This is a genomic window from Nocardia sp. NPDC050378 (genome assembly GCF_040655675.1).
GTDB lineage: Bacteria > Actinomycetota > Actinomycetes > Mycobacteriales > Mycobacteriaceae > Nocardia > Nocardia coubleae.
In genome coordinates, this window is the sequence record NZ_JBFAKI010000002.1 from 92,095 (window position 1) to 114,987 (window position 22,893).

General features: G+C 70.5%; 15 protein-coding genes and 1 pseudogene. 9 read left to right on the plus strand and 7 right to left on the minus strand.

All coding sequences use genetic code 11. The features are described from left to right. Positions 1-119 precede the first annotated feature (119 nt). The 3 genes and pseudogenes from AB0I35_RS04365 (at position 120) to AB0I35_RS04375 (ending at position 2,806) form a co-directional block, all read left to right on the plus strand. Complete coding sequence (locus AB0I35_RS04365; RefSeq protein WP_357394305.1) at positions 120-779, plus strand: cyclodeaminase/cyclohydrolase family protein; 660 nt, start codon at positions 120-122, stop codon at positions 777-779. A 239-nt stretch (positions 780-1,018) separates the two neighbouring features. Next, positions 1,019-1,393 (plus strand): annotated as a pseudogene (locus AB0I35_RS04370) (L,D-transpeptidase); the annotation flags it as partial. Between the two features lie 111 nt (positions 1,394-1,504). Beyond that, positions 1,505-2,806 (plus strand): hypothetical protein, encoded by a 1,302-nt coding sequence (locus AB0I35_RS04375; protein ID WP_357394306.1) that lies wholly within the window; start codon positions 1,505-1,507, stop codon positions 2,804-2,806. A gap of 12 nt (positions 2,807-2,818) precedes the next feature. Here AB0I35_RS04375 and AB0I35_RS04380 read toward each other — a convergent pair whose 3' ends face one another. Beyond that, a complete protein-coding gene (locus tag AB0I35_RS04380) occupies positions 2,819-3,670 on the minus strand; it encodes a bifunctional 5,10-methylenetetrahydrofolate dehydrogenase/5,10-methenyltetrahydrofolate cyclohydrolase (protein WP_357394308.1) in 852 nt (283 codons plus the stop codon). 164 nt (positions 3,671-3,834) lie between these two features. On the opposite strand from AB0I35_RS04380, the gene AB0I35_RS04385 reads away from it, so the two are divergent. Together AB0I35_RS04385 and AB0I35_RS04390 are read left to right on the plus strand one after the other, a co-directional pair. After that, positions 3,835-4,707 carry a YdcF family protein gene (locus AB0I35_RS04385; protein ID WP_357394310.1) on the plus strand — a complete coding sequence of 291 codons (873 nt, stop codon included), beginning with the start codon at positions 3,835-3,837 and terminating at the stop codon, positions 4,705-4,707. 58 nt (positions 4,708-4,765) lie between these two features. Continuing rightward, complete coding sequence (locus AB0I35_RS04390) at positions 4,766-5,563, plus strand: putative protein N(5)-glutamine methyltransferase (protein ID WP_357394312.1); 798 nt, start codon at positions 4,766-4,768, stop codon at positions 5,561-5,563. 81 nt (positions 5,564-5,644) lie between these two features. Here AB0I35_RS04390 and AB0I35_RS04395 read toward each other — a convergent pair whose 3' ends face one another. Both AB0I35_RS04395 and AB0I35_RS04400 read right to left on the minus strand, forming a co-directional pair. Then, entirely contained in the window at positions 5,645-6,472 is an 828-nt protein-coding gene (locus AB0I35_RS04395; protein ID WP_357394313.1) for an SDR family NAD(P)-dependent oxidoreductase, read from the minus strand. Positions 6,473-6,502: 30 nt separating this feature from the next. Beyond that, positions 6,503-8,077, minus strand: coding sequence for a succinic semialdehyde dehydrogenase (locus AB0I35_RS04400; RefSeq protein ID WP_357394315.1), 1,575 nt, complete (start codon positions 8,075-8,077; stop codon positions 6,503-6,505). Between the two features lie 144 nt (positions 8,078-8,221). Between AB0I35_RS04400 and AB0I35_RS04405 the strand changes: the two genes are divergently transcribed. Next, complete coding sequence (locus tag AB0I35_RS04405) at positions 8,222-8,902, plus strand: TetR/AcrR family transcriptional regulator (protein WP_357394317.1); 681 nt, start codon at positions 8,222-8,224, stop codon at positions 8,900-8,902. Here AB0I35_RS04405 and AB0I35_RS04410 read toward each other — a convergent pair. Next, positions 8,863-9,810 (minus strand): EamA family transporter, encoded by a 948-nt coding sequence (locus tag AB0I35_RS04410; protein WP_357394319.1) that lies wholly within the window; start codon positions 9,808-9,810, stop codon positions 8,863-8,865. The genes AB0I35_RS04405 and AB0I35_RS04410 overlap by 40 nt on opposite strands. 250 nt (positions 9,811-10,060) lie before the next feature. On the opposite strand from AB0I35_RS04410, the gene AB0I35_RS04415 reads away from it, so the two are divergent. The 3 genes from AB0I35_RS04415 to AB0I35_RS04425 all read left to right on the plus strand — a co-directional run bounded on the left by AB0I35_RS04415 (position 10,061) and on the right by AB0I35_RS04425 (position 13,790). Continuing rightward, the gene (locus tag AB0I35_RS04415) at positions 10,061-10,750 is read left to right on the plus strand and encodes a response regulator transcription factor (protein WP_067635873.1); all 690 of its coding nucleotides are present in this window, start codon (positions 10,061-10,063) and stop codon (positions 10,748-10,750) included. A gap of 14 nt (positions 10,751-10,764) precedes the next feature. Further along, positions 10,765-11,772: an ATP-binding protein gene (locus tag AB0I35_RS04420; protein WP_357394982.1), complete on the plus strand. Its 1,008-nt coding sequence runs from the start codon at positions 10,765-10,767 to the stop codon at positions 11,770-11,772. Positions 11,773-12,167: 395 nt separating this feature from the next. Beyond that, a complete protein-coding gene (locus tag AB0I35_RS04425) occupies positions 12,168-13,790 on the plus strand; it encodes a DUF4173 domain-containing protein (protein WP_357394321.1) in 1,623 nt (540 codons plus the stop codon). 82 nt (positions 13,791-13,872) lie between these two features. On the opposite strand, the gene AB0I35_RS04430 is transcribed toward AB0I35_RS04425, so the two are convergent. The 3 genes from AB0I35_RS04430 to recC form a co-directional block, all read right to left on the minus strand. Next, positions 13,873-15,882, minus strand: a complete 2,010-nt coding sequence (locus AB0I35_RS04430) for an AAA family ATPase (protein ID WP_357394323.1) — start codon at positions 15,880-15,882, stop codon at positions 13,873-13,875. Positions 15,883-15,973: 91 nt separating this feature from the next. After that, positions 15,974-19,336: a UvrD-helicase domain-containing protein gene (locus AB0I35_RS04435; RefSeq protein ID WP_357394325.1), complete on the minus strand. Its 3,363-nt coding sequence runs from the start codon at positions 19,334-19,336 to the stop codon at positions 15,974-15,976. Positions 19,337-19,424: 88 nt separating this feature from the next. Continuing rightward, positions 19,425-22,832, minus strand: a complete 3,408-nt coding sequence (recC, locus tag AB0I35_RS04440; protein WP_357394327.1) for an exodeoxyribonuclease V subunit gamma — start codon at positions 22,830-22,832, stop codon at positions 19,425-19,427. Between the last annotated feature and the right edge of the window lie 61 nt (positions 22,833-22,893).

Consider the following 22,893-nt stretch of genomic DNA (forward strand, 5'->3'; position numbering starts at 1 on the left):
ACCCACGGACACACCCCGACCGGTCGGTCCGTGCGCACACCCGCTGGTCGGGCGGGGTGCGCGGGTGGGCACGCGGTAGCGTTGAGGGGTAGCAATCCCCGTCGAAAGGCCACCACGTCGTGTCGCAGCCCACCGTGTCACCGCAGCAGAGCGCACCCTCCTTCGGTGACGTGACTCTGGAGCACTATCTGTCGGAGCTGGCCGCCAAGGTGCCCGCCCCCGGCGGTGGCGCGGTGGCCGCATTGCACGTCGCCCAGGCCGCGGCACTGGTCGCGATGGTCGCGCGCTACACCACCCGGGCCAAGGACGCCGAGAACCGGCCGGTGATCGACCGCATCATCGAGGCCGCCGACGCCGCCCGCGCCCGCTCGCTGGCGCTGGCCGATGCCGACGCGGCCGCGTTCACCGCCGTCGGCGCTGCCTACAAGCTGCCCAAGGACACCGACGCCGAGGTCGCCGAGCGCACCGCCGCGATCAACGCCGCCCTCGTCGAGGCCGCCCGGGTGCCCGCCGCCGTGGTCGACGAGGCCGACGAAATCCTTTCCCTCGCAGGGGAACTGTTGCCGATCGGCAACCCGAACGTGGTCACCGACATCGGGGCCGCCGCCGATGCCGCCCGCGCTGCCGCGCAGAGTTCGCAGCTCAATATCGAGATCAATGTGGCCTCGCTGCCCGCCGAACTCGGCGACGATTTCGCGGCGGCCCTGGTGCGGGTAGAGACCATCGCCGCACGCGCCGACGCGCTGCACGCCCAGGTCCTGCACGTCGTGCGCGGCTGAGCACAAGCCGACACTCCGATCGACCCGTAGGCCGTTACCACTTCGAGAGGTCCAGTTGATCATGGACGCCTAGACTCGGGAGACGCCTACGAGTGACCGAAGGGGTGGCGTTCATGAGAAACGCACTTCGTTATCTGTTCGTCGCGATCATGGCGGCACTACTGGCCGCGTCCTGGTCGGGAGCCGCGTCCGCGGATCTGATCGGGGACCAGCGCACCCAGTACGGTGGCGGAACCTATGCCGAAGCGGACCTGTCGAACCACACCTTCACGGTGACCGCCAACGGCGAGACACGCGTGATGCCCGCGTCCATGGGCAAACCCGGTTTCGAGACGCCCACCGGCACCTTCAGTGTGCTGGAGAAGGATCGGGCGGTGGTGTTCGATTCGCGCACCATCGGTATCCCGCTCGACGACCCGGAGGGCTACATCATCGACGGTGAGTACGCCGTGCGCCTGACCTGGGGTGGCGTGATGGTGCACTCCGCGCCGTGGTCGGTGGACTCGCAGGGTAACGCCAACGTGAGCCACGGCTGCATCAATCTCTCGCCCGAGAACGCGGCCTGGTACTACGAGAACGTCGGCATCGGCGACCAGGTCTATATCCACTGGTGACGCGCTCATCGCCCGCGCATTCGGCGAACACGGCGTCAGGGCAGTATCGTGCCCGTAATGAAATCGTTGCGGGACATTCCCTGACGGCGGATGCCTGATGAAGGTGGGGCGATGGATCGACCGGAAGCGCGCAGACCGATCGGGGCTCGACAGCAGGACCCGGGATCGGCTGGTGTTCCGCTCCGAGGTGCCCTGCCACGGCGCCGCAGCCGCGAGACAGGCACCTCGGGAACCGGTGCCCGGCACCGGATAGAGGGCGGGCCGACCACGCCCGCGGGTATTCCGGTCGTCTCGCTGTCGGCTCCGGTGCCCGTGCGCGACACCTATGCCACCGATAGGCTCCCGATCGTGGGTGGGCCGATGGATCCCGGTGCGGGCCAGGTCGATACGCCGTTCATCTTGCCGAACAACGGGCCCGACACCGACAAGCTGCCCATCGTCGGCCCCGACGCCCCCGCGCCGGAACCGACTGACGCGCAGGGTGACTGGGAGTCGTCCACCTCGGCGCGGTCGGCATCGACGTGGCCCGCGTCCTCGTGGTTCGACCCGGCTCGACCGGAACACGCTCGGCCGGAATCCGAGCGACCCGAATCGGCCCCTGAACCCGGGCGACACCGATCGGCTCGACCGGGATCGCCCCGGCAGGAATCGACGCGGTCCGAATCGGCTCTGCCCGAGCCGAAATCGGGATGGACCGAATCGGCGGCGCCCGTGCCGGTGCGGCAGGAAGCGAGGGCGACACTACCGACCGAATCGACCGCTGGCCGAGCGAGTGCGGGAGACGGCTGGTCGGATCTGTACACGGCGGAGTGGGAACCGCGCCCGGCGCCGGACTACAACGGTGACGACGAGGTTTTCGCGCGGATGATCGACCGGTCCAAGCGCCGGCGCACACCTCGGTGGGTGGCTCCGCTCGCCGCGTCGGTGGCCGGGGCGGTGCTGATCGGCGTCGGATACTTCCAATTCGGTGGTCCCGCACCGGCTTCCACGTCGGCGAGCACCACGCTGTCGACCGTCGCCGCGCCCGCGCCCGGCGTCGGGCACTGTCCGTCCGAACAGATCGGCAGCCTCGTGCGTGGCAACGGTCCCGGCGGAACCGACAGCGGGGTCTCGGCCATCATGGCCTTCCAGCACGCCTACTACGTCGCGCGGTCCGGCGATCAGGCGCGCACGCTGGTGGCCGGTGACGCCGCGCTGCCCACAGGCGCGCAGATCCAGTCGGGCATCGACACCATTCCGGTCGGTACCACGCACTGCCTCGACATCACGCCGGGCGCGTTCGCCGGACAGTACTTCGTGACGATCACCGAATACCGGCCCGACGAGGTACCGATCGTCTACAACCCGCAGCTGGTCGGCACGACCAAGGTGGGCGCCAAAACGCTGATCACCTCGATCGGGCCGGTCCGCTGACTTCGGAAGCGTTCAGGCCCTAGCCTTTTCGGCCGCCACGACGACGTGTCGCATGAGCAGCGCGGTGGTCACCGGGCCGACGCCACCGGGCACGGGGCTCAGGGCGGCGGCCTTGCCGTCGACCGAGGCGGCATCGACGTCACCCACGATGCCACCGTCGGCGGCCTCATTGGTGCCCACATCGATCACCACGGCGCCCTCACGGATGTGCTTGCCGGTGACCAGACCGATCCGTCCCGCGGCCGCGACCACGATGTCGGCGGCGGTGGTGACGGCGGCCAGGTCCGTGGTGCGCGAGTGCGCGACCGTGACGGTGGCGTTCTCGGCGAGCAGCAGCTGCGCCAGCGGCTTGCCGACGATATTGGAGCGGCCGACCACGGTGACGAGCTTGCCCTGCAACGCGATCGAGTGATGCTTCAGCAGCTCCACGACCGCCTCGGAGGTGGCGGGGACGAATCCGTCGAGGCCGGAGGCGAGCAGGCCGAGTGACAGCGGGCTCACCCCGTCGACGTCCTTGCTCGCGGCGATCGCGGAGCTCACGTCGTCGAGGCTGACGCCCGCGGGCAGCGGGGTCTGCAGCATGATCGCGTCGGTGGCCGGGTCGGCGCTGCGGGCATCGAGTTCCGCGCGGATCTGCTCGGCGCTCGCGTCGGCGCCCAGATCGATCTTCGCGCAGGCGATGCCGAGCCGTTCGGCGGCCTTGCGCAGGGAGTTCACGTACCAGGCACTGGCCGGGTCGTCGTTGGCGACGACCAGCGCCAACGTGGGCGCGGTGCCCGCGTCGGTGAGCGCGGCGGCGCGCTGTTTCGAGTCGGCGTTGATGGCGGCGGCGAGTTCCTTGCCGGTCAGCGAAGCGGTATCCACGGTTGGTCAGCCTATCGGCCACCGGGTGCACCCCGAAGCGCCGGGCCGCGACGCGCCTGCCGACGGCGGGTTACCCGGTCCGGACCGTAACGGGTCGTAGGGTGTCCGGCAGCTCTGCCATCAGCTCTGCCCGCATGTACGCCACCCGGAAGGTCGCGACTGTCGTGAAGATCTCGAGGCAATGGAAACAGCTCGCCGCGGCGGTCGCGGCGGTCGCGGCGGTCACGAGTGCCACGGTCGGCCCCGCCGCCGCCGAAACGGACGTGACAGCCCTCTACAACTCGGCTCAGCGGCATTTCACCGACGGCGACCTCGATGCCGGGCGCGCCGATCTGCGCGCCCTCATCAGCGCCGATCCCGGTGATGCCGAAGCTCTTGCCCTGCATGCCATCTGGTCACATCACGCCGGTGACGCGGCCGCGGTGAACGAGGCGATGCAGCGCCTGGGCGCCCTCGATCCGGCAATGGCCGCGGGCACCCAGCGGGTGTTGCACGCGGTGACCGCCGCCGTATCGACGCTGCCCAATCCGCTGCCCGCCCTGGTCGGCCCGCAGACCGGCATCGTGGTGCTCGGGTACGGTCTGCTGCCCGACGGTTCGCTGCGCCCGGAACTGGAGAACCGGCTCATGGCCGCCTGGCTGCAGGCCATCGCGGCACCCTTCTCGCCGGTCGTCGTCACCGGCGGCAACCCGCAGAACGGGATCTCCGAGGCCGAGGCCATGCGTCGGTGGCTGGTCGGGCGTGGATTGCCGGGTGACCGGATCCACGTCGAGGACCGGGCCGGGTCGACCGTACAGAACGCCCTGTTCAGCACGAAGATCCTGCGAGATCTCGGGGCGAACAGTGCGGTGGTGGTCACCTCGCCCAACCACATCCGCCGGGCGGTCGCCGATTTCATCGTCGCGGGGACGAACGTGGTGGGGGCGATGACATCGCTCGAACAGCTGGTGTCGCAGCTGCCGCCGCCCGACCGTGGTGCGCAGCGCGGGATCTATCTCGACGCGACACGGACTTTCGAACTCGACAGTTCGCGCTGAATCCGAGGTAGAGGATCCCCTCACGGTCACGCCCGCACTGCCCGGGCACAATCACCGGATGAGTGTTACCGATTCTGCGGACGTGGTCGCCACCCTGCGGCGTGCGGGATGTGTCTTCGCCGAGGACGAGGCCGCGTTGCTGATCGAGGCGGCGGGCGCCGACCCGGCCCGTCTCGATCAGCTGGTGGCGCAACGGGTTTCGGGGACGCCGCTCGAATACCTGCTGGGCTGGGTGGAGTTTCGCGGGATGCGGGTCGGCGTGCGGGCGGGGGTTTTCGTGCCGCGTCAGCGGACCGGGTTCCTGGTCGAGCAGGCGGTGTCGGAGGTGACGGCGGATTCGGTTCGCGTCGTCGACTTGTGTTGTGGCTGTGGCGCACTCGGAATCACGGCCGCCGCGGAACTCACGGGGCGTGGGTGCGCCGTCCAGCTGGTCGCCGCCGACATCGACCCGGTAGCCGTCGCGTGCGCGCGAGAGAATCTGGCATCGCTGCACGCGCCCGTCTACGAGGGTGATCTCTTCGACGCACTTCCCGCCGAGTTGTGCGGGCACATCGATGTGCTGCTGGCGAACACGCCCTATGTACCGAGTGCTCGGGTCGCCGACCTGCCGCCCGAGGCACGTGAGCACGAGCCACTCGTCGCGCTCGACGGTGGCGCCGACGGACTCGCGGTGTTCCGGCGGGTCGCCGAGGGTGCCGCGCACTGGCTCACCCCCGGCGGTTCGCTGTACGTGGAAACCGGGACCGAACAGGTCGACACGGCCCATGCGGTGTTGCGCGAACACGGATTGGCGCCGCGGGTCGAAACCTCCGAGGAGTACTACGCGACCGTCGTCATCGGCACCCGGCCGATCTGATTCACCGGATCGGCGGTCGACGCATCCGCTTGCCACGCATACGCCCCCGCCGACCGGCAGGCCGACGAGGGCACCGGGTGCCTACTTACGTCCGGTGAAGTGATCCATCGAGTGGTAAACACCGACCGCGTTGAGGTACAGATCGCGGATCCTGATCGGCAGCAGGCCGGTGAGCGCGCGGTTCATCCGCGAGGTCCACGGCAGCACCACCAGGGCGCCGCCGTTCTTCATCTCCCGCCAGGAGGTGTCGACGACGTCGTTCTGCTCGAGCATGGGGGTGAACAGGATGCCCTTGGCGCCGTCGAACATGCCGGTGTTGATGTAGGTGGGACAGACCGTGGTCACCTTCACGTGGTCGTGTCCGGCCTGCTCGAGCTCGAGCCGCACCGAGTCCGACCAGCCCAGCGCCGCCCACTTCGACGCCGCGTACACCGCCATGCGCGGGTTGGCGACCAGACCGGCCGAGGACGCGATGTTGAGGATGCGCGCCTGACCGGCACCGGCCACCATGCCGGGCAGGAACTCGAGGGTGACGTACATCGGGGCCAGCGAGTTGATCGCCATGGTCTTGTCGATGTCGGCGCGGTTCTCGGTTTCCCAGAAGTAGGTGTTGCCGCGCACGATCCCGGCGTTGTTGACCAGGATGTCGATGCCGCCGATCTCCTTGCGGACCGCCTCGGCGTTCTCGCGGATGGAGTCCTGCGACGACACGTCGACCACGTAATGATGCACCTTGCCGCCCTGGGCGGACAGCTGTGCGGCGGTCTCGCGCAAGGCGATCTCGTTGATGTCCCACAGCACCACCGCGTCGGCGCCCTCACGCACCGCGTGCTCGGCGAACAGCTTGCCCAGACCCATGGCGGCGCCGGTGACCAGCACCCGCTTGCCCGCGACCGATTCCATCTTCATCTGCTACCTACCCCTGCTCGTTCGTGCGCGCTACTTCTGGCGCAGCGTCTTCATGGCACCGAGAACCAGCGTCATCGTCTTGGCCCAGAGCTGCTCGGACATCCCGGGCAGCGGCCCGATCGGCAGCACGCGCTGCACCGCGACGGTCTGGGTGTCGACGTACTTCAGCAGGCCCTCGGGGCCGTGGCGACGGCCCTGCCCCGAGATTCCGAGACCACCCGAGGGTGCGTCGATGCTGCCCCAGGCGGCGGCGAAGCCGTCGTTGACGTTCACCGATCCGGCGTTGATCCGTGCCGCGACCTCGCGGGCCCGGTCCACGTCGCGGCTCCACACGCTGGCGTTGAGGCCGTACGCGGTGTCGTTGGCCGCCTCGATGGCGTCCTCGTCGGAGTCCACCTTGTAGACCGAGACGACCGGGCCGAAGGTCTCCTCGCGGTAGACCGTCATGCCGGGGGCTACGTCGACCAGCACGGTCGGCTCGTAGAAGTAGGGGCCGAGGTCGGGGCGGGGACGGCCACCGGCGAGCACCTTGGCGCCCTTGGCGACCGCGTCGTCCACGTGCGCGGTGACAGTGTCGAGCTGACGCTGGAAGGTCAGCGAACCCATGTCGCGGCTGTAGTCGAGTTCGCCGCCGAGCGACATGTTCTTGACGTTGCCGACGAATTCGGCGACGAACTGGTCGTAGACCGAGGCGTCGACGTAGATGCGTTCCATCGACTCGCACAGCTGACCGGCCGAGGAGAAGCACGCCCGCACAGCCACTTTCGCGGCCTTGGACACGTCGGCGTCGGCGAGCACGAGCAGCGGGTTCTTGCCGCCGAGCTCGAGGGAGTAGCCGATCAGGCGTTCACCCGCCTGCTGGGCGATGGTGCGGCCGGTGGCGCTGGAACCGGTGTAGTCGACGTAGTCGGCGCGCGCGATCACATCGCCACCGATTTCGCGGCCGCGACCGAGCACCGCCTGCCACAGCCCGCGCGGCAGACCCGCGCGCTCGGCGGCGTCGATGGCCCACAGGGCCGACAGCGCGGTCTGGTTGTCGGGGCGCGCGATCACCGCGTTGCCCGCGATCAGGGCGGGCAGGGCGTCGGAGGCCGACAGGGCGAGGGGGTAGTTCCACGGCGAGATGACCGCGACGACACCCTTGGGCCGGTTGTGCACGTCGATGGCGGTGAGCACGGGAAGCACGCCGCGCGGCTTGCGGTCGGCCAGCAGTTTGGGGGCGACGGCGGCGTAGTAGCGCGAGTTCAGCGCGACGTCGGCGACCTCGTCGAAGGCGTGCGGGCGCGACTTGCCCGTCTCGGTCTGCACGATGTCGAGCACCGTCTCCTGCTCGGCGAGCACGATGTCGTGGAAGCGGCGAATGATCTCGACGCGCTGCTTGACCGGCACCTTGGCCCAGTCGCGCTGCGCGTGCCGGGCAACAGCGAACGCGCGGTCGATATCGGCGATCGAGGACTGGGGCAGGTCACCGATCTTGTGGCCGGTGGCGGGAGCGAAGACCTCGACCGACGGTGCGCCACCGGCGAGGGCCCGGTCGAACAGGGGCTTGACCAGCGTTTTCGGCAGCGCGGTCGGTTCGGCGGTCAATTCGGGGGCGGTCGTCATCGTCGGCCCTTCTCCTCACCAGGTGGTCGCGCGGTGCAGGCGCGGATATTCGGCTATTTGCTGAACACTGGTGTTAGATTAATGCGTGGGCCCGGGTTCGTGTCAAGCTTTCGGCAGCGAGTTCGCCGACGGAGTGGAGGTGCGATGACCGAGGAAGCGACGTCGGTACGTCGCGGTAGGCCACCGCAGACCCAAGAGCAGGCCGAGGAAGTACGTGCCCGGATCGTCGAGGCGACCGCGGCCGTGTTCGCGCGCAACGGTTCGCGCGGGTTGAGCGTCGCCCAGATCATCGAGCAGGCGGGTTTGGCCCGGCCGACCTTCTACCGGTACTTCAGCAATGCCACCGAGCCGTTGCGCGCTGTGCTCGACGCGAGCAACGACGGGTTGGTCGGCGGGATCAGCGCGGCCCTACTCGGTAGCGACGAGCCGGTGCAGCTGGGTATCCGGCTGATCGACGCCTATGTGGACTGGGCGCGCGCGCACGGACCGATGCTGCGGCCGCTGTTCGCGGAGCTGCACGATCCTGGTTCGCCGGTGTCGGCCTATCGGGAACGCGCGCTCGACGACATCCGGGATCTGGTGCGCAAGACCTTCGGCGAGCTCGGCCGTACGGTGCCCACCCCGCTCGATCTGGACGCGGCGCTGCATGTGTGCGAGTACGTGGTGTACCGGCTCACGGCCGATGCCGAGCCGGGCAGCGATCCTGACCCGATCCTGGTGTCGGAGGCGAGGGTGACCATGATCCGCATCCTGCTGGTCACCCTCGGCACCCGCGACGACCTCGCCTACGCGATGGAACTGCCCGGTCTGTTCCCGGATTCCTGAGTAGGCTGCGGGCGGCTCGCCGCGACGAGCGCGACCGACAGCAATGCCGCACCGAGCCAGCCCATCGGCGACAGGCGTTCGGCGAGAACCAGCACCGCCAACAGGGTGCCGGTGAGTGGCTCGAGCAGGGCGAGCAGGGCGCCCCTACCCGCGCCGACACCGGTGATACCGCGGAAGTACAGCGTGTATGCGATCGCGGTGGGCAACAGTCCGAGCGCGAGAATCGCCACCACCGAGCCGGGGGCGAGATCGACGGCTCGGGTGGTGAGAACGGCCGGGACGGCGAGCGCAATCGCGCCGATGGTGAATCCGACTCCGGTGGCAGTCACCGGGTCCAGGCCCGGCACCTCGGACGCCGAGACCAGTGTGAGCAGCGCGAACGCCGACGCCGCGGCGACGGCGAGCGCCGCACCGAACAGCACCCCGGAACCGCCCGCACCCGGAGTTCCGACGAGCAGGACGAGGCCGAGGAGTGCGAGGGCGATGCCTGCCGCGCGGCCTGTATCGAGTCGTTGTCGGCCGGTGACGTATTCGAGCCCGGCGACGATCACCGGGGACATGCCGATGGTGAGCAGCGTCGCCAGGCTCACCGACGACAGCGCCACGGCACCGAAATAGCAGCCCTGGAAAATCGGCGCGAGCAGGGCGATCGCGGCGATGCGACGCCAGGCTGGTCCACCGCGCGGTATCGCGCGCCGGGTGAGCACGCACAGCCCGAGCAGCAGCAGGCCGCCGACCGCCAGCCGCACAGTGGCGACCGCAACCGGTGACAGTCCCGTCCCGCGCTGGACCACAGTGCCGAGCAGTCCGCCGGTCCCCCACAGGACGCCCGCGAAAACGAGTTCGGTGATGCCTGCCCGGCGGAGTGCGGTGGGCCGGGACGCTCGCCCGGCAAGAAGAGAAGACATGAAAGCTCCTGCGACAGAAGGAATGAGTGGTCGCGAGAAGCGAGGTGCGGACATGCGGACATGCGGAACCGCTGTGCCGTCGACCCGACGGCGGGGGCCTGCCGACCCGCGCGGCGCGCGGGGGCACCTCGCTCAGGAGGCGGGCGGCGGGGTGCAGCGGAAACGCGGGTTCACCCGGCCGAGGATACTCCACACACGATCTCCACATTTGGTGACAGAACCCTCCACACCCGGTCGCTAGGGTCGCAGCATGGAACTCAGTGGGGGTACGGCGCGGCGGGTCCTCGTCGTCGACGACGAGGTGACGATCGCCGAGTCGGTGGCGGCGCGTTTGCGCGCCGAGGGATTCACCGTGGATCTGGCGCACGACGGTCCGGCGGCCGTGGCCGCCGCCGCGGCGGGGGAACCGGATCTGGTGGTGCTCGATGTGATGCTGCCCGGCTTCGACGGTCTCGAGGTGTGCCGGCGGATCCAGGCCGAGCGTTCGGTTCCGGTGCTGATGCTCACCGCGCGCACCGACGAGACCGACCAGCTGATCGGGCTCGGCGTCGGCGCCGACGACTATCTGACCAAACCGTTCTCCATGCGGGTACTGGCCGCCCGCGTGCACGCGCTGCTGCGGCGGGTGGAGCGGGCCGCGGACCGCGGTGACAGCAGCATCGTCGTCGGTGATCTGCGGATCGACCTCGCCGAGCGCCGGGTGTGGCGGGGCGAGACCGAAGCCCGGCTCACCCCGCTGGAATTCGATCTGCTCACCCGGCTGGCGCAGCGGCCACGGGCGGTGCTCGCCAGGGAGCGGTTGCTGGAGGACATCTGGGACTGGTCGGACGCGGCGGGCACCCGGGCGGTGGATTCGCACGTGAAAGCGTTGCGGCGCAAGCTCGGTGCCGACCTCATCCGCACCGTGCACGGTGTCGGCTACGCCCTGGACGCACGATGAGCGTGCCGACCGCGCTGGACCGGATCGCCGACCGGTTACCTCGCCCGCTCGACCCGCTGCGCTCGATCAAGCTGAAACTCGCCGTGCTGATGGTGTGTTCGGGTGCGGTGGCCTTCGCCTACTTCTGGTTCCGCATCGGCTGGTTGCCGACGTTCACCACCCTCACCGCCATGTTCATCGCGTTGGTCACCTCGCAGATCCTCGCGCACGGCATCACCCGGCCGCTGCGCGAGATGACGGCGGCGGCCCGGCGCATGGCGCAGGGCGACTACAGTTTCCGGGTGCGGGCGTCGTCGCGAGACGAGGTGGGCCAGCTGGCGACCGCGTTCAATCAGATGGCCGCCGATCTGGCCGCCGCCGACCGGCAGCGCCGCGATCTCATCGCGAATGTGTCGCACGAATTGCGCACACCGGTCACCGCGCTGCACGCCGTACTGGAGAACATCGTCGACGGGGTGAGCGACCCCGACCCGGCCACCCTGCGCACCGCGCTGGCACAGACCGAACGGCTCGGGTTGCTCGTCGCCGAACTGCTCGACCTGTCGAGCATCGAAGCGGGAGCCAGTCCTCTGGATCGCGAAACCCTGCCGCTGGCAACACTTCTGACGGAGGCCATTGCCGAGGCCGAGGTGATGACGGCCGCGCTCGGTCGCGGGGTGCGGTTCACGACGACGGTCGAACCGGCCGACGCGGTGGTCCTCGGCGACCGCGCCCGGCTGCACCAGGTGCTGTTCAACCTCCTCGACAACGCCGCCCGGCACGGGCCCGCCGGCGGTGAGGTGCGCGTGACCGCCCGCTCCGATGCCGACACGGTGGTCCTCGAGATCCAAGACGACGGCCCCGGCATCCCGGAAGCCGACCGCGCCACCGTCTTCGACCGTTTCACCCGGGGCGGGCGCACCGACGGCGGTGGTACCGGGCTCGGCCTCGCCATCGCCCGCTGGGTCGTGGACCTGCACGGCGGCACGATCGCGGTGGCCGACCCCGGCTCGCGCATCCGGGTAGTCCTGCCCACTTCCTGACTCACGCACATCACCACCCCCCGACCACTGGTCCCGGGGGGTGGACGAGCACACCTATTTCGAGGGGAAACATGACGAAATCGACCACAGAACGGTCCGGCGAGGACAACGAGCTTCCCGCTGCCACACCGAATCCGGCGGACTCAGCCGGGTCGGATGCGGATCGCGGGGACTCTCCCGCACCCGCCACACCCGAGGGCCGAGTCGAGCCGAGCCCACAGGTCGGCCCTGTCGCCCTGCGATCCGATTCGGTCGCCGCACCGGATAGTGCCGCGCCCGGCGGATCACCGGGTCCCGCGGTCGAGGCGCCGACATCCCCCGCCGACCGGTCAGCATCGGGCAGTTCTACTCCCCCCTCCTGGTCACCCGGCCGGCAGGCCGCCGCCATGGAACCGATGTCGCCCGTTCGCCACACGCCAGCGCCTCCACGTCCCGCGGTCCCACCGCGCTGGCGCCGCGTCGCCCGCCCATCCGGTGTCCTTCCGGCCGCGGCGTTCGTCGGCGTCATCGGCGCCACCGTGATCCCCACCGACCGCCCCGGCATCGGCTGGCTCCTCACCGGCACCGCCGTCACCGCCGCCCTCTGCGCCGTCGACCAGCGGGCGCGCAGAAGTACCACGCAGCCGTCGGAGCACATTCCTGCTGCACCCGAGGGTGAGCAGACGAAGGCCGTCACGCCCTCGATGCCCGCCACCGCACGCCCGGATACCGCTACGAGCCCAGCCGCGAAATCAGCTGCCGGCACCGACACCGCCGCGAGTCCGGCAGCTGATGGGGATTCGGTTGTGGGGGCGGTGCAGCGGGTGGCGTTGCGGTGGGGGCGTGGTTGGTGGGTCGGGTTGGCGCTGGTTCTGTTGGGGGTCGGGGCTGTTCGGGCGGCGGGGTGGTTGTTCGCTTGGTGTGTGATCGGGGCCTGTGTGGCTGGGTCGTTCGCGGTGTTGGGGCGGCGGAGTACGCGGGGTGTGTGGTTCGACATGATCGCGGTGCCGGTCGAGTCGTTCGTCGCTGTGCCGTGGGCGTTTTCGGGGATGCGGCAGGCCGGGACGAGCGAGTTGTCGCGGGTGCGGCGGTACGGGGTTTCGGTGGCCGCGACGGCAGCGCTGCTCGTGGTGTTCGTGCCGCTGCTCGGTGGGGCCGACGCGACGTTCGCGACGCTGTTGAGCGGGCTGGTGCCCGAGGTGGACTCGGCCGCCGCGTGGGAGTGGCTGGTGCTGTTCGCCGTGCTGGGGACGGGCGCGCTGGGTGCGCTGTATCTGCTGGCCGGACCGCTGCCCGCCGCCGGCGATGCCGGACGACCGAGCCGGTTGTGGACGCGCAGTGAGTGGGTCTTGCCGGTCGCGGTGCTGGCGCTGTTGTTCGGGGTGTTCCTCGGCGGCCAGTTCGTCGCCCTGTTCGGCGGCGACGATTACGTGCAGCGCACCGCGGGACTCACCTACGCCGAATACGCGCGCAGCGGGTTCTGGCAACTGTCGGCGGTGAGCATCCTCGCCCTGGCGGTGATCGCCGCGGTCCTGCACTTCTCGGTCAAGGACACCGCCGCCGACCGGCTGTGGGTGCGGGTGCTGCTCGGTGTGGTGAGCCTGCTGACGCTGATCATCGTCGTCTCCGCGCTCGGTCGCATGTGGACCTACCAGCAGGCCTACGGGTTCACGGTGCTGCGTCTGCTGGTGTCGATGTGTGAGCTGTGGGTCGGGTTGCTGTATGTGCTGATGCTGGTCGCGATCGCGCGGCTGCGCTGGAGCTGGGTGCCGCGCGCGGCCGTCGGCACCGCCCTCGCCACGCTCGTCGCGCTCGCGGCGATCAACCCCGAATACCTTGTCGCCGAACGGAATATCGCGCGCTGGGAGCAGAACGGACGGCTCGACGCCGACTACCTGACGTCCCTGTCGCCCGATATCCTCCCGGCACTGGAGGGGCTGCCCGACCCCCTGCGCGCCCGGATCGAGCCGAACATCCGCAGAGACCTGGATGACGACCCGTGGTGGGCCTGGAACCTCTCCCGCAGCTCCGCCCGCTGACCTGGACACTCGATCACCACGCTCCGATCGCGGGTTTCGGCCCGAAATCCCGCCATCAGAGCGTGGTGATCTCGATCGGACGTCAGGTGGCGAGGGTGGTGCGGGTGAGGCCGCTGGCGCGTAGGACGCGGCGGGCGATGGCGGCGCGGATGGCGTCCTCGGTACCGATGATGCGCACGTGGGTGCGGGCGCGGGTGATCGCGGTGTAGAGGAGCTCCCGGGTGAGGAGCGTGGATTCGGGTTCGGGCAGGACCACCGAGACGGTGTCGTACTGGCTGCCCTGGCTGCGGTGGATGGTCATCGCGAAAACCGTGACGACCGAGGGGAATTGGGTGGGATGCACGAGGTAGGGCTCGCTGCCGCGTTGCAGGGCGGCCCGCAGGGAACCGTCGGGTCGGCGGATGATGACACCGGTGTCGCCGTTGTAGATGCGCGCCTCGTGGTCGTTGGCGGTGACGAGCAGCGGTTGACCCGGATACCACACCGCTTGCGGCCCTTCGGGTCCCGCGCCACCGGCAGCCGCCCAGTCGGCCGCCATCCGATCCCACCGCTCCACGCCGAACGGGCCCTGCCGATGCGCGCAGAGCAGACGATGTGATTCCAGCGCGCCGAGCGCACCGACTGCGTCACCGGCTTCCGCCGCCTCGGTGACAGCGAGCGCGGCGGTGGTCACATCGGCGCGCACCGCACGGAGATCGTCAGGACCACACAGTGATACGTCGTCTCCCCCGGCACGCAGAATCGCCAATGCGGCATCGGCGTCTCCTGCTCGGACGGCGACAGCCAGATCCGCGATCCGCCCGCCGAAGCGCCGCCCACGGGTCAGTCGGACGATGCCGCCCTGCAGACGCCGCAACTCCAGCGCACTGAGCGAATCGACGTCCTGCGCAGGCGAATTCGCAAAAACATCTCCCCCATCACCGGCTGAGGTTCCGGCCGCGGCGGTCACCACGGCAGCGTCATCGCCGGATGCGGTCTCCTCCCCCGCACGAGCGGCAGCGGATGCTGACCCGGTGTCCGACGTCAGGAGTCCGCGCAGGGCCGGGTTCGGGATGCCGACGACCGGTCCCGCGACGAGGTCGGCCAGGACGGCGCCCGCGTCGACGGAGGCGAGCTGGTCGGGGTCGCCGACGAGGATGAGGCGGGTGTCGGGCCGCAGGGCCGAGAACAGGTGGCTCATCATCGTGAGCGAGACCATGGAGGTTTCGTCGACGACCACCACGTCGTAGGGCAGGCGGTTGTGGGCGTGGTGACGGAAACGGGTGGTGCGGCCGCGCTGCCAGCCGAGCAGGCGGTGCAGGGTGGACGCGGTGAGCTCCGGGAGGCCGAGTTCGGCGGCTTGGTCACGCACGGCTTCCTGCAGGCGGGCGGCCGCTTTCCCGGTGGGGGCGGCCAGGGCGATGCGCAGGGCGGGCAGTTTGGGGGTGACCCGGCGGTGGGCCGTGAGCAGGGCGAGGATTCGGGCGATCGTGTGGGTCTTGCCGGTGCCGGGACCGCCTGCGACGACGGTGGTCCAGTGGGTGGCGGCCAGCGCGGCGGCGAGGCGTTGCCGGTCGGGGCCTTCGCCGAGGGGGTCGGCGAACAGGCGGTCGAGTTCGGCGCGCACGAGGTCGGTGTCGACGACGGGGTGGTCGGCGCTGCGTTCGACAAGTGCCCGGCGCAGCGTCTGTTCCTGCTGGTAGTAGCGGTCGAGGTAGAGCAGCGCCCCACCGTCGGCATCGGCCTCGACCACCCGCAGTGGACGCAACGGCCCAGCCTGACCACCCTGCACGAGCGGACTGGCCCGCAGCGCCGTGAGCACCCGGTCCGTCTCGGGCCACGGCAGCGTCGCGGGGTCGATTCCGGTTACGCCATCGCGACTTTCGTCGGCGTCGACACCGATCTCACGCATCCGCGCCAGCTCGAGACACACCGACCCCGACCGCACCGCACGCACGGCAAGTGCCGCCGCGAACAACACGTCCTCGCTGTCCTCGCGCCCGAGCCTGCCCAGCCGCACGGCTACGTGCACGTCGGCGGCCGACAGCACGCCTGCCTCGTTGAATACCCGCAGCAGACCGGTACCCCGCTGCGCCACCTGAATCGATGTCATCTTCTCGCCCTCCGCCCGACGCCCGGAACCGTCAGCGCGCGTCCTCGGGCGCCGGTCGACCGGACGCACCCGGCGCAAACAGCTGCGCCGGTCATCGACGGATCTCCCCGGCGAGCAGATCCGACAGTGCCACAACGAGTTCGGCGGATGGGTGCCAGTCGAAGACGCCGTGGCCGGGTGGGGTGTCGGCGCCGATCATGCCCCGGACGAACAGGTACCGGGCGCCGCCGAGATGGCGGGCCGGGTCGTAGTTCGGCAGGCGCCACCGCAAATAACGGTGCAGCGCGACGGCATACAGCAGCGCCTGCAACGGGTAGTGCGAGCGGATCATCTCCGCGAGCATGTGTTCGCGACGGTAGTGCTCGACGGTGAGATCGCCGGTGCCGAGCCGGTTGGTTTTGTAGTCGACGATCACGTACCGCGGATCACCGTCTCCGGGTACCCGAAGCACGGCGTCGATGCTGCCGGTGAGGTAACCACGCAGCACCGTCTCGGGGAGGGCCGCGAGGTGATCGGCATAGCCTGCCAGGTCGTCGTCCGGGGGAAGGTGCGTACGCAGCAGGACGGCGATATCGCGCAGGGTGGCGGCCCGGCCGCGCGGGTCGTCACCGCCGCCGAGCGGTAGTTCGAACTCGAGCTCGTTGAGCCGGTCCTTGGTCGGGATCCGGGCCAACGAGCCGAAATCGGTCGGCGTACAAAGTACTTGGAACAGCGCCTCCGACAACACCTCGACATCGAGTTCGGCCATGGTGTGCTCGACCGCTTCGGCACACCGTGCGCGCACCTCGGCGGCAAGGTCGGTGACGGAGGTGTCGACCGTTTCGAGCACGCCGTGCACGAGGGTGCCGAATTCGGCGCCGTAGGGCAGGGCGTTCATCAGCGAGGGCGCCGCCGCGACCACCGTCGGCACGTCGAGCGGCGGGGTGTCCGGCTCGTCGTCGGGACCGGGCCCGTCCTCGGGTTCGCTGTCGTTGACCGAGGCCAGGTCGTGCGCGCCCGCGGTGAGGGCCGAGTAGGAGGTACGGCGCCACAGCTGGTCGAGGGACCGGTCGAATTCGGCGGCCGCCAGCTCACCGGTGGGGAGTTCGGTGCGTACCCGTCGCGGGGCCACGTTCTCGGGGCGGTCGACCGCCGTCACCGAGATCACGTCGGCGGCCGGGGCCGCCCATTCCGACAGGCGTTGCAGGGCAGCCGCGTCGGCGGGAATCTCGGCCCGCCGGGGTACCTGCGACGCGCCGGGACGACGGCCGAGGATCATCCGGTGCAGTGGCGCGGCACCCGTGGTGACGGCGGGCGCCCACCAGGTGACCACTTGGCACATCGCCCTGGTCGCCGCCACGTACAGCAGCCGCAGCTCTTCACCGGATTCCTCGGCCTCGCAGCGCAATTGGCGTTCGCCGTAACCGGGGGCGTCCTTGCCGCCGATGTCGAGCACCCGGGTGCCGTTGTCGTCGTGGAACAGCAAGGTCGCCGGGTAGGGGTTCTTGGCACTGTCCCATGCGAAAGGTAGGTACACGATGGGGAATTCGAGTCCCTTGCTGGCGTGCACCGTGGCGATCTGCACGGCGGCGGCGTCGCGGTCGAGGCGGCGGCTGCGCCCGCTCACCGAACCCGCCTCCGGGTCGCGGACCCGGTCGGCCAGCCAGCGGGTGAGGGCGGTCAGACCGAGCCCTTCGGTGTGGGCCACTTCGTCGAGGAGGCCGGCCAGGTGGCGCAGGTCGGTGAGTTCGCGCTCGCCGTTGTCGACGCCGAGCAGCCGGGGTGCGAGTTCGGTTTCGGTCGCGAGTTTGTCGAAGACGGCGGCGAATCCGGCGCGGGCGAAGAGGCGGGCCGCCTCACGCAGCTGTGTGGAGATCCGGCCGACGAGATCGGCACCACCGGCATCGATCTGGGCGAGCGTGACGCCGAGGATCGGTGTGCAGGCCGCCAACCGCACCCGGTCACCGCGATGAGGTTGCTCGAGCGCGCGCAGTACCCACAGCCAGTCGGTGGCCGCCGGGGTCACGAAAACACTTGTGCCACCGGCGAGTACGGAGGCCACACCGACCCGGTCCAGGGCGGCGCGCACCACGTCGATCTGGGTGCGGGTGCGCACCAGGACCGCGATGTCGCCGGGCCCGATCGGTCTGCGCACCCGGCCGTCGCCGACCTCGGTGAGCGAATAGTCCGCGCCGCGTTCGGGTTTGGCCTCGATGCTTGTACCGGATTCGAGCAGCGTGACGATGTCGGCGGCGAGATCGGCGGCCACCTTCGCGCGCTGCCTGCCGACCGACGGGAATCCCGACTTGTTCCTCGGCCCGGCACCGGTGCGCGGCAGTACCCGCAGCCGCAACGGGGTGACGACCTCGGGGTCGCCGTGCAGCCGGGTGTCGGCGCGGGTCGCGGCGACCGGGTACACGCTGATCTCCGGATGACCGAGTTCCGCGCCGCCACAGAGGTGATCGATCGCGCGCAGCAGTCCGGCGTCGCTGCGCCAGTTGCGGGTGAGTTCGCTGCGCTGTCGCGCGTGCGCCACCGCGTCGAGATAGCTGAGCACCTCCGCGCCGCGGAAGGCGTAGATGGCCTGTTTCGGGTCGCCGACCAGCACCATGGTGGCGTGTTCGTGGAAGGCGCGGCGCAGGATGTCCCACTGCAGCGGGTCGGTGTCCTGGAACTCGTCGACGAGCGCCACCCGGTAGCGCTCGCGGATGCGGGCACAGGCCGCCGGTCCGTGCACCGGGTCGGCGAGCACGTCGTGCAGCAGCACGAGCAGATCGTCGAAGTCACGCAATCCGGCACGGCGTTTGCGGCGGTCGGTTTCGGCGCGCACCGCGGTCGCGAACGCCACCCGTTCGCCCGCGGCGCCCTCGGTGCGTGGCGCGAGTTCGGCGTGCCGATCGTGGACGGCGGCCAGCGCGAGGATGTGCGCGTCGCGCAGGGTGAAGGGGGCGCGGTCGCGGGCGTAGCGGGCCAGGTACAGGTCGTCGGTGACGGTGGCGACGAGGTCGTCCACCGATTCGACCAATCGCGCGCCGGGGTCGTGTTCACCCGCCAGGCCGAGTTCGTCGAGCATGCGCTGGCAGAACGAGTGGGTGGTGGCGATGGTGCCCGCGTCGAAATCGGCGAGGGCGGAGAGCAGCCTGCGGCGACGCAGCCGAATCGTCGCCGGGTCCGCGTCGGCGAGTACGCGCACCAGCTCGTCCGGATGGGCTTGTGCGGCAGTGGGTTCGGCCAGTGCGGTAGCGACGGTGACGAACCGGTCCCTGGTGCGTTCGCGCAGTTCCTGGGTGGCGGCGCGGCTGAACGTCACCAGCAGCAGTTCGGTGATCGAGATCCCCTGCTCGGCCACGTACCGCACCGCCAGCCCGACGATCGCATGGGTTTTGCCGGTGCCCGCGCTCGCTTCGAGCACGGTGGTGCCCTGCGGCAACGGACCAGCCGCATCGAATGCCTCGGTCAACGGGGCCGACATCATCCCGGTCACCGCTTCGGCCGCTCGTACCGAACGGCTCGCGCCCAGCCCGCCTCGGTCGCCCACAGCGCCCCCACGGGCAGCGATGTCTTCATGGTTGCCCCTGACTTTCGGCGGCGAGCAACGGGCCCCACCAGCGGCGGGCGAGAGCACCGAAGCGCGTGGTTTCCGGCTCGCCGGGGCGGGCGGGTTCGGCGATCAACTGTTCGAAACGTGGTGCGCGGCCCCAGATGTAGCGCAGGTAGCGGTCGGTGTGGTCGCCGAATTTGTCGGGGCCGTTCGGGCCACCGTCGAAGGCGTGTTCGGCGGCGAGCAGGGCATCGGCGACGCTGTCGCCACGGAAGCGGCGTTCGGCGTAGGCGGCGGTGGCGGTGGGGGCGACGGGCGGGGGTTCGCACAGGCCCTCGTCGCGCAGACGGACCAGATCGCGCAGGATCGCAAGGGCCGCAGGGGGTTCGGGTGCGGTGATGATCGACCGGGCGACCGGGCGGCTACGGAACTGGCCGCGCCCGGTGCTGATCGCCCGCCACGACCGGTCCTCGGTGGCGGCCAGCGCGAGCAGCGAAACCCACGCTGCCAAACGATGTTTGGGGGCCAGACGGGAGTACGTGGTGCGGACGAGGGTTTCGCCACGAACTTCGGGGACGGTACCGGCGAGGGTGCGACCGTTGCCCAGGTCGACGGCGATGTCCACCGCTCGCGGGCTCGCCTCGTAGTCGGGCAGCGCGGTGCGCACGATGGTGTCGACCGTGCCCTCCACCTCGTCGAGCACGCGAGTGCCGAAACCGAAGGGCGGCAACGTCCCCCGTCGCCATTCGGCCGCGCGCAGGCCCGCCGGGTCGGCGCCGGTGAGGCGGGCGGTGAGCATCCGCTCCCCCAGGTCCCATTTGGCCAGGCCGTCGAGTTCGATGGGCAACTGGTCGGCGATGTCCTCGGATTCCTCGGGGACCCGCAGGCCGAGGCGCTGCCACAGGAACGCGCGCACCGGGTGTTCGGCGAATGCGATCAGTTCGGCCAGTGCCACGTCCGCGGGTGGGGCGGGCGGGAGTGGTTCGGCGAGCAGCGGTGGGCGCGGGCGGGACGGACGCGCGGCGGCCCGCGCGCCCGCGAGGGCGACGGTGTCGAAGCTGCGTGGGCGCTCCGGTGCGAAATTGCGCCGGTCGAAGGCCTGGAGCGGATGCCGGATGTGCACGTCGGACATCGCGGCCGAGCCCACGTGGGTGGCGAGCACGTCGAGTAGTTCGGCCACCGGGACAGCGGGCGGGCGGGCCGCACCCGTGACCGGGTCGGCGCCGGTGTGCAGCACCAGCAGCTGTTCGGTGGCGGCCATGATCGCGTCGAGCAGCAGCTGCCGGTCCTCGCTGCGGGCGTCACGTTCACCGATCAGCGGGTCGCGGGCCAGCAGGTCGTCGCCGTCGACACTGCCGGTGCGCGGGAAGATGTCGTCGTCGAGGCCGAGCAGCACCACCACCCGGTGCGGCACCGATCGCATGGGGACCAGTGAGCACACCGTGAGCTCACCGGTGCGGAAGTTGGCCCGGCCGGGTGCGCCCGCGAGCCGAGACGTCAGCAGCATCGCGACATCGGCCAGCCGCAGCGGCGCGTCACCGGCGTGCTCGGTGGCGGCCACGATCTCGCGACGCGCTTCGGCCCGGATCCAGGCGTAGGAGTCCGGCACATCGGTGAGCAGCTCGAGCGCCCGCAACAACACCGCCGTCCACTGGGCGGCGGGACGGGGTCCGCGCAGGTCGCGCAGGCAGACCGCGACCCGGTCGACGAACTCGGCGAAGCGCCCCGCCAGGTCGACGTCGTTGGAGTCGACATCGTCGAGGGGCAGGGCGAGGTCGAGCCAGTCGTCACCGGACTCGTCGGCGGTGACGCCGAGCAGGATGCGGTCCACGGCGGCGTTGAGGGTGTTCTGGGCGAAGTCGGCCAGGCCGAACGCCTCGCGCTGGCGCTGCCCGATACCCCAGCGCGCACCGGACTCGGCGGCCCAGCCACGCAGCCGTTCGATGTCGTCGTCGTCGAAACCGCAACGGCGGCGCACGCTTTCGGCGGCGGCCAGGTCTAGGACCTGTGTCACGGTGACGCGCCCGTCGGCCAGTTCGAGCAGATCGATCACCACCGCGAGCATCGGGTTGGTCACCGCCCGGCCCCGGTCCGCCAACCGCACCCGCAACTGATGGGCCGGATGTTCTCCGGCGACCGGCTGATCCCCGGTGCCCGACCCGCGCTGCCCGAAGGCCGCCCGCACCAGCGGGGCATAGGCCTCCACATCGGGGCACATGATGAGCACGTCGCGTGGTTCCAGCGTCGGATCGGCGGTGAACGTGCGCAGCAACAGATCCCGCAGCACCTCCACCTGCCGGGCCGCACCGTGACAGGCGTGCACCTCGATGCTGCCGTCCGGCACCACCCCCGCCGCCGGCGCCCGGTCGTCACGGATCGCGCACTGCACCCGGCCGAGCAGGGTCGTCGAATCGAGTCGCGCCGGGAGATGACCATCGCTGTCCAGCAACGGTTTCAGCCGCTGCTCCAGCTCCCGGACATCGCGGCCGAGGCCGGTGAGCAAGGGGTGCGAAACGCGATCCGCGGTCCGATCGGCAGACCGGGGCGCCGCCGAGAACTGCTGAGCCCCAGCTGGATTCGCCCGCGCCGACCCATCCCGATCAGCGACCGGATCCGAGCCGTCCCCGACCGGTGGACCACCGGCAGCATCGGCGAGTGCCGTCCACAGCACCGGACTCGGATGTGCCAGCCACAGGTGCACATCGCGATGGGCGGCGAGTGCGGTGAAGACGGCGAGCTGGTCGGCGGGCAGGCGCGTGAGGCCGAACAGCGACAGCCGCTCGGGCAGGTCGACCGACGCGGGGTCGGTGCGCAGCCGGGCGCAGGCGTCGGCGAGGCGTTCGGCGGGGCTCGGGGAGCCGATGGCCGTGCGCAGCGCGCGCCACAGCTTCGGCTGCCACGCCAGGTCGTCGGGCACCGGGCCGCCCGCGCCGTCGCCGTCGATGCCCGCGACCCAGTCGAGCAGCACGCGCGGGCGCTGGGCGGCGTAGGAGTCGAACAGGGCGGCCAGGTGGGCGGCGGTCGAATAACGCCTGCCGAGACGGTGATCGCCGCCGGGCAGCCCGAGGTGGCGGGCCAGCACCGCCGCCCACGGTTCGGCGGCTACCTCGTCGATCACCCGCAGCACCGACCACACCACCCGCTGCCCGGACCACGGGTCGTCCTCGGCGGTGATCCCGTTCGCGGCGGCCAGCACGTCGGCGACCAGCGCGGCAGGCGAGGGGAAGGAGATGTTGGCGGCTACCCCGTCACCGGCGCCGCCCACGCCGAGCACACCGGACAACCGTTGCGCCAGCCAGCGCTCGACACCTTTCGCGGGAACGGCGACCACCTCGGTGGCGAAAGGATCACCGGGAGCGACCGCGAGCACCTGCCCGAGACCGTCGGCCAGCGCGTCGGCGCGTTCGGCGCGATGGAGGTGCAACGGCATCCGTCGTTTATACGCCCAGCGACCGACCCGCAATCATGCGACCCCGCCCGCACCCCCGGCA

Bases quoted from the DNA above. Each gene is read 5' to 3' on its own strand.
- AB0I35_RS04375 (WP_357394306.1), top strand. From the start codon at position 1,505: ATGGATCGACCGGAAGCGCGCAGACCGATCGGGGCTCGACAGCAGGAC.
- AB0I35_RS04390 (WP_357394312.1), top strand. From the start codon at position 4,766: ATGAGTGTTACCGATTCTGCGGACGTGGTCGCCACCCTGCGGCGTGCG.
- AB0I35_RS04395 (WP_357394313.1), bottom strand. From the start codon at position 6,472: ATGAAGATGGAATCGGTCGCGGGCAAGCGGGTGCTGGTCACCGGCGCC.
- AB0I35_RS04400 (WP_357394315.1), bottom strand. From the start codon at position 8,077: ATGACGACCGCCCCCGAATTGACCGCCGAACCGACCGCGCTGCCGAAA.
- AB0I35_RS04405 (WP_357394317.1), top strand. From the start codon at position 8,222: ATGACCGAGGAAGCGACGTCGGTACGTCGCGGTAGGCCACCGCAGACC.
- AB0I35_RS04410 (WP_357394319.1), bottom strand. From the start codon at position 9,810: ATGTCTTCTCTTCTTGCCGGGCGAGCGTCCCGGCCCACCGCACTCCGC.
- AB0I35_RS04415 (WP_067635873.1), top strand. From the start codon at position 10,061: ATGGAACTCAGTGGGGGTACGGCGCGGCGGGTCCTCGTCGTCGACGAC.
- AB0I35_RS04425 (WP_357394321.1), top strand. From the start codon at position 12,168: ATGTCGCCCGTTCGCCACACGCCAGCGCCTCCACGTCCCGCGGTCCCA.
- AB0I35_RS04430 (WP_357394323.1), bottom strand. From the start codon at position 15,882: ATGACATCGATTCAGGTGGCGCAGCGGGGTACCGGTCTGCTGCGGGTA.
- AB0I35_RS04435 (WP_357394325.1), bottom strand. From the start codon at position 19,336: ATGATGTCGGCCCCGTTGACCGAGGCATTCGATGCGGCTGGTCCGTTG.
- recC (WP_357394327.1), bottom strand. From the start codon at position 22,832: ATGCCGTTGCACCTCCATCGCGCCGAACGCGCCGACGCGCTGGCCGAC.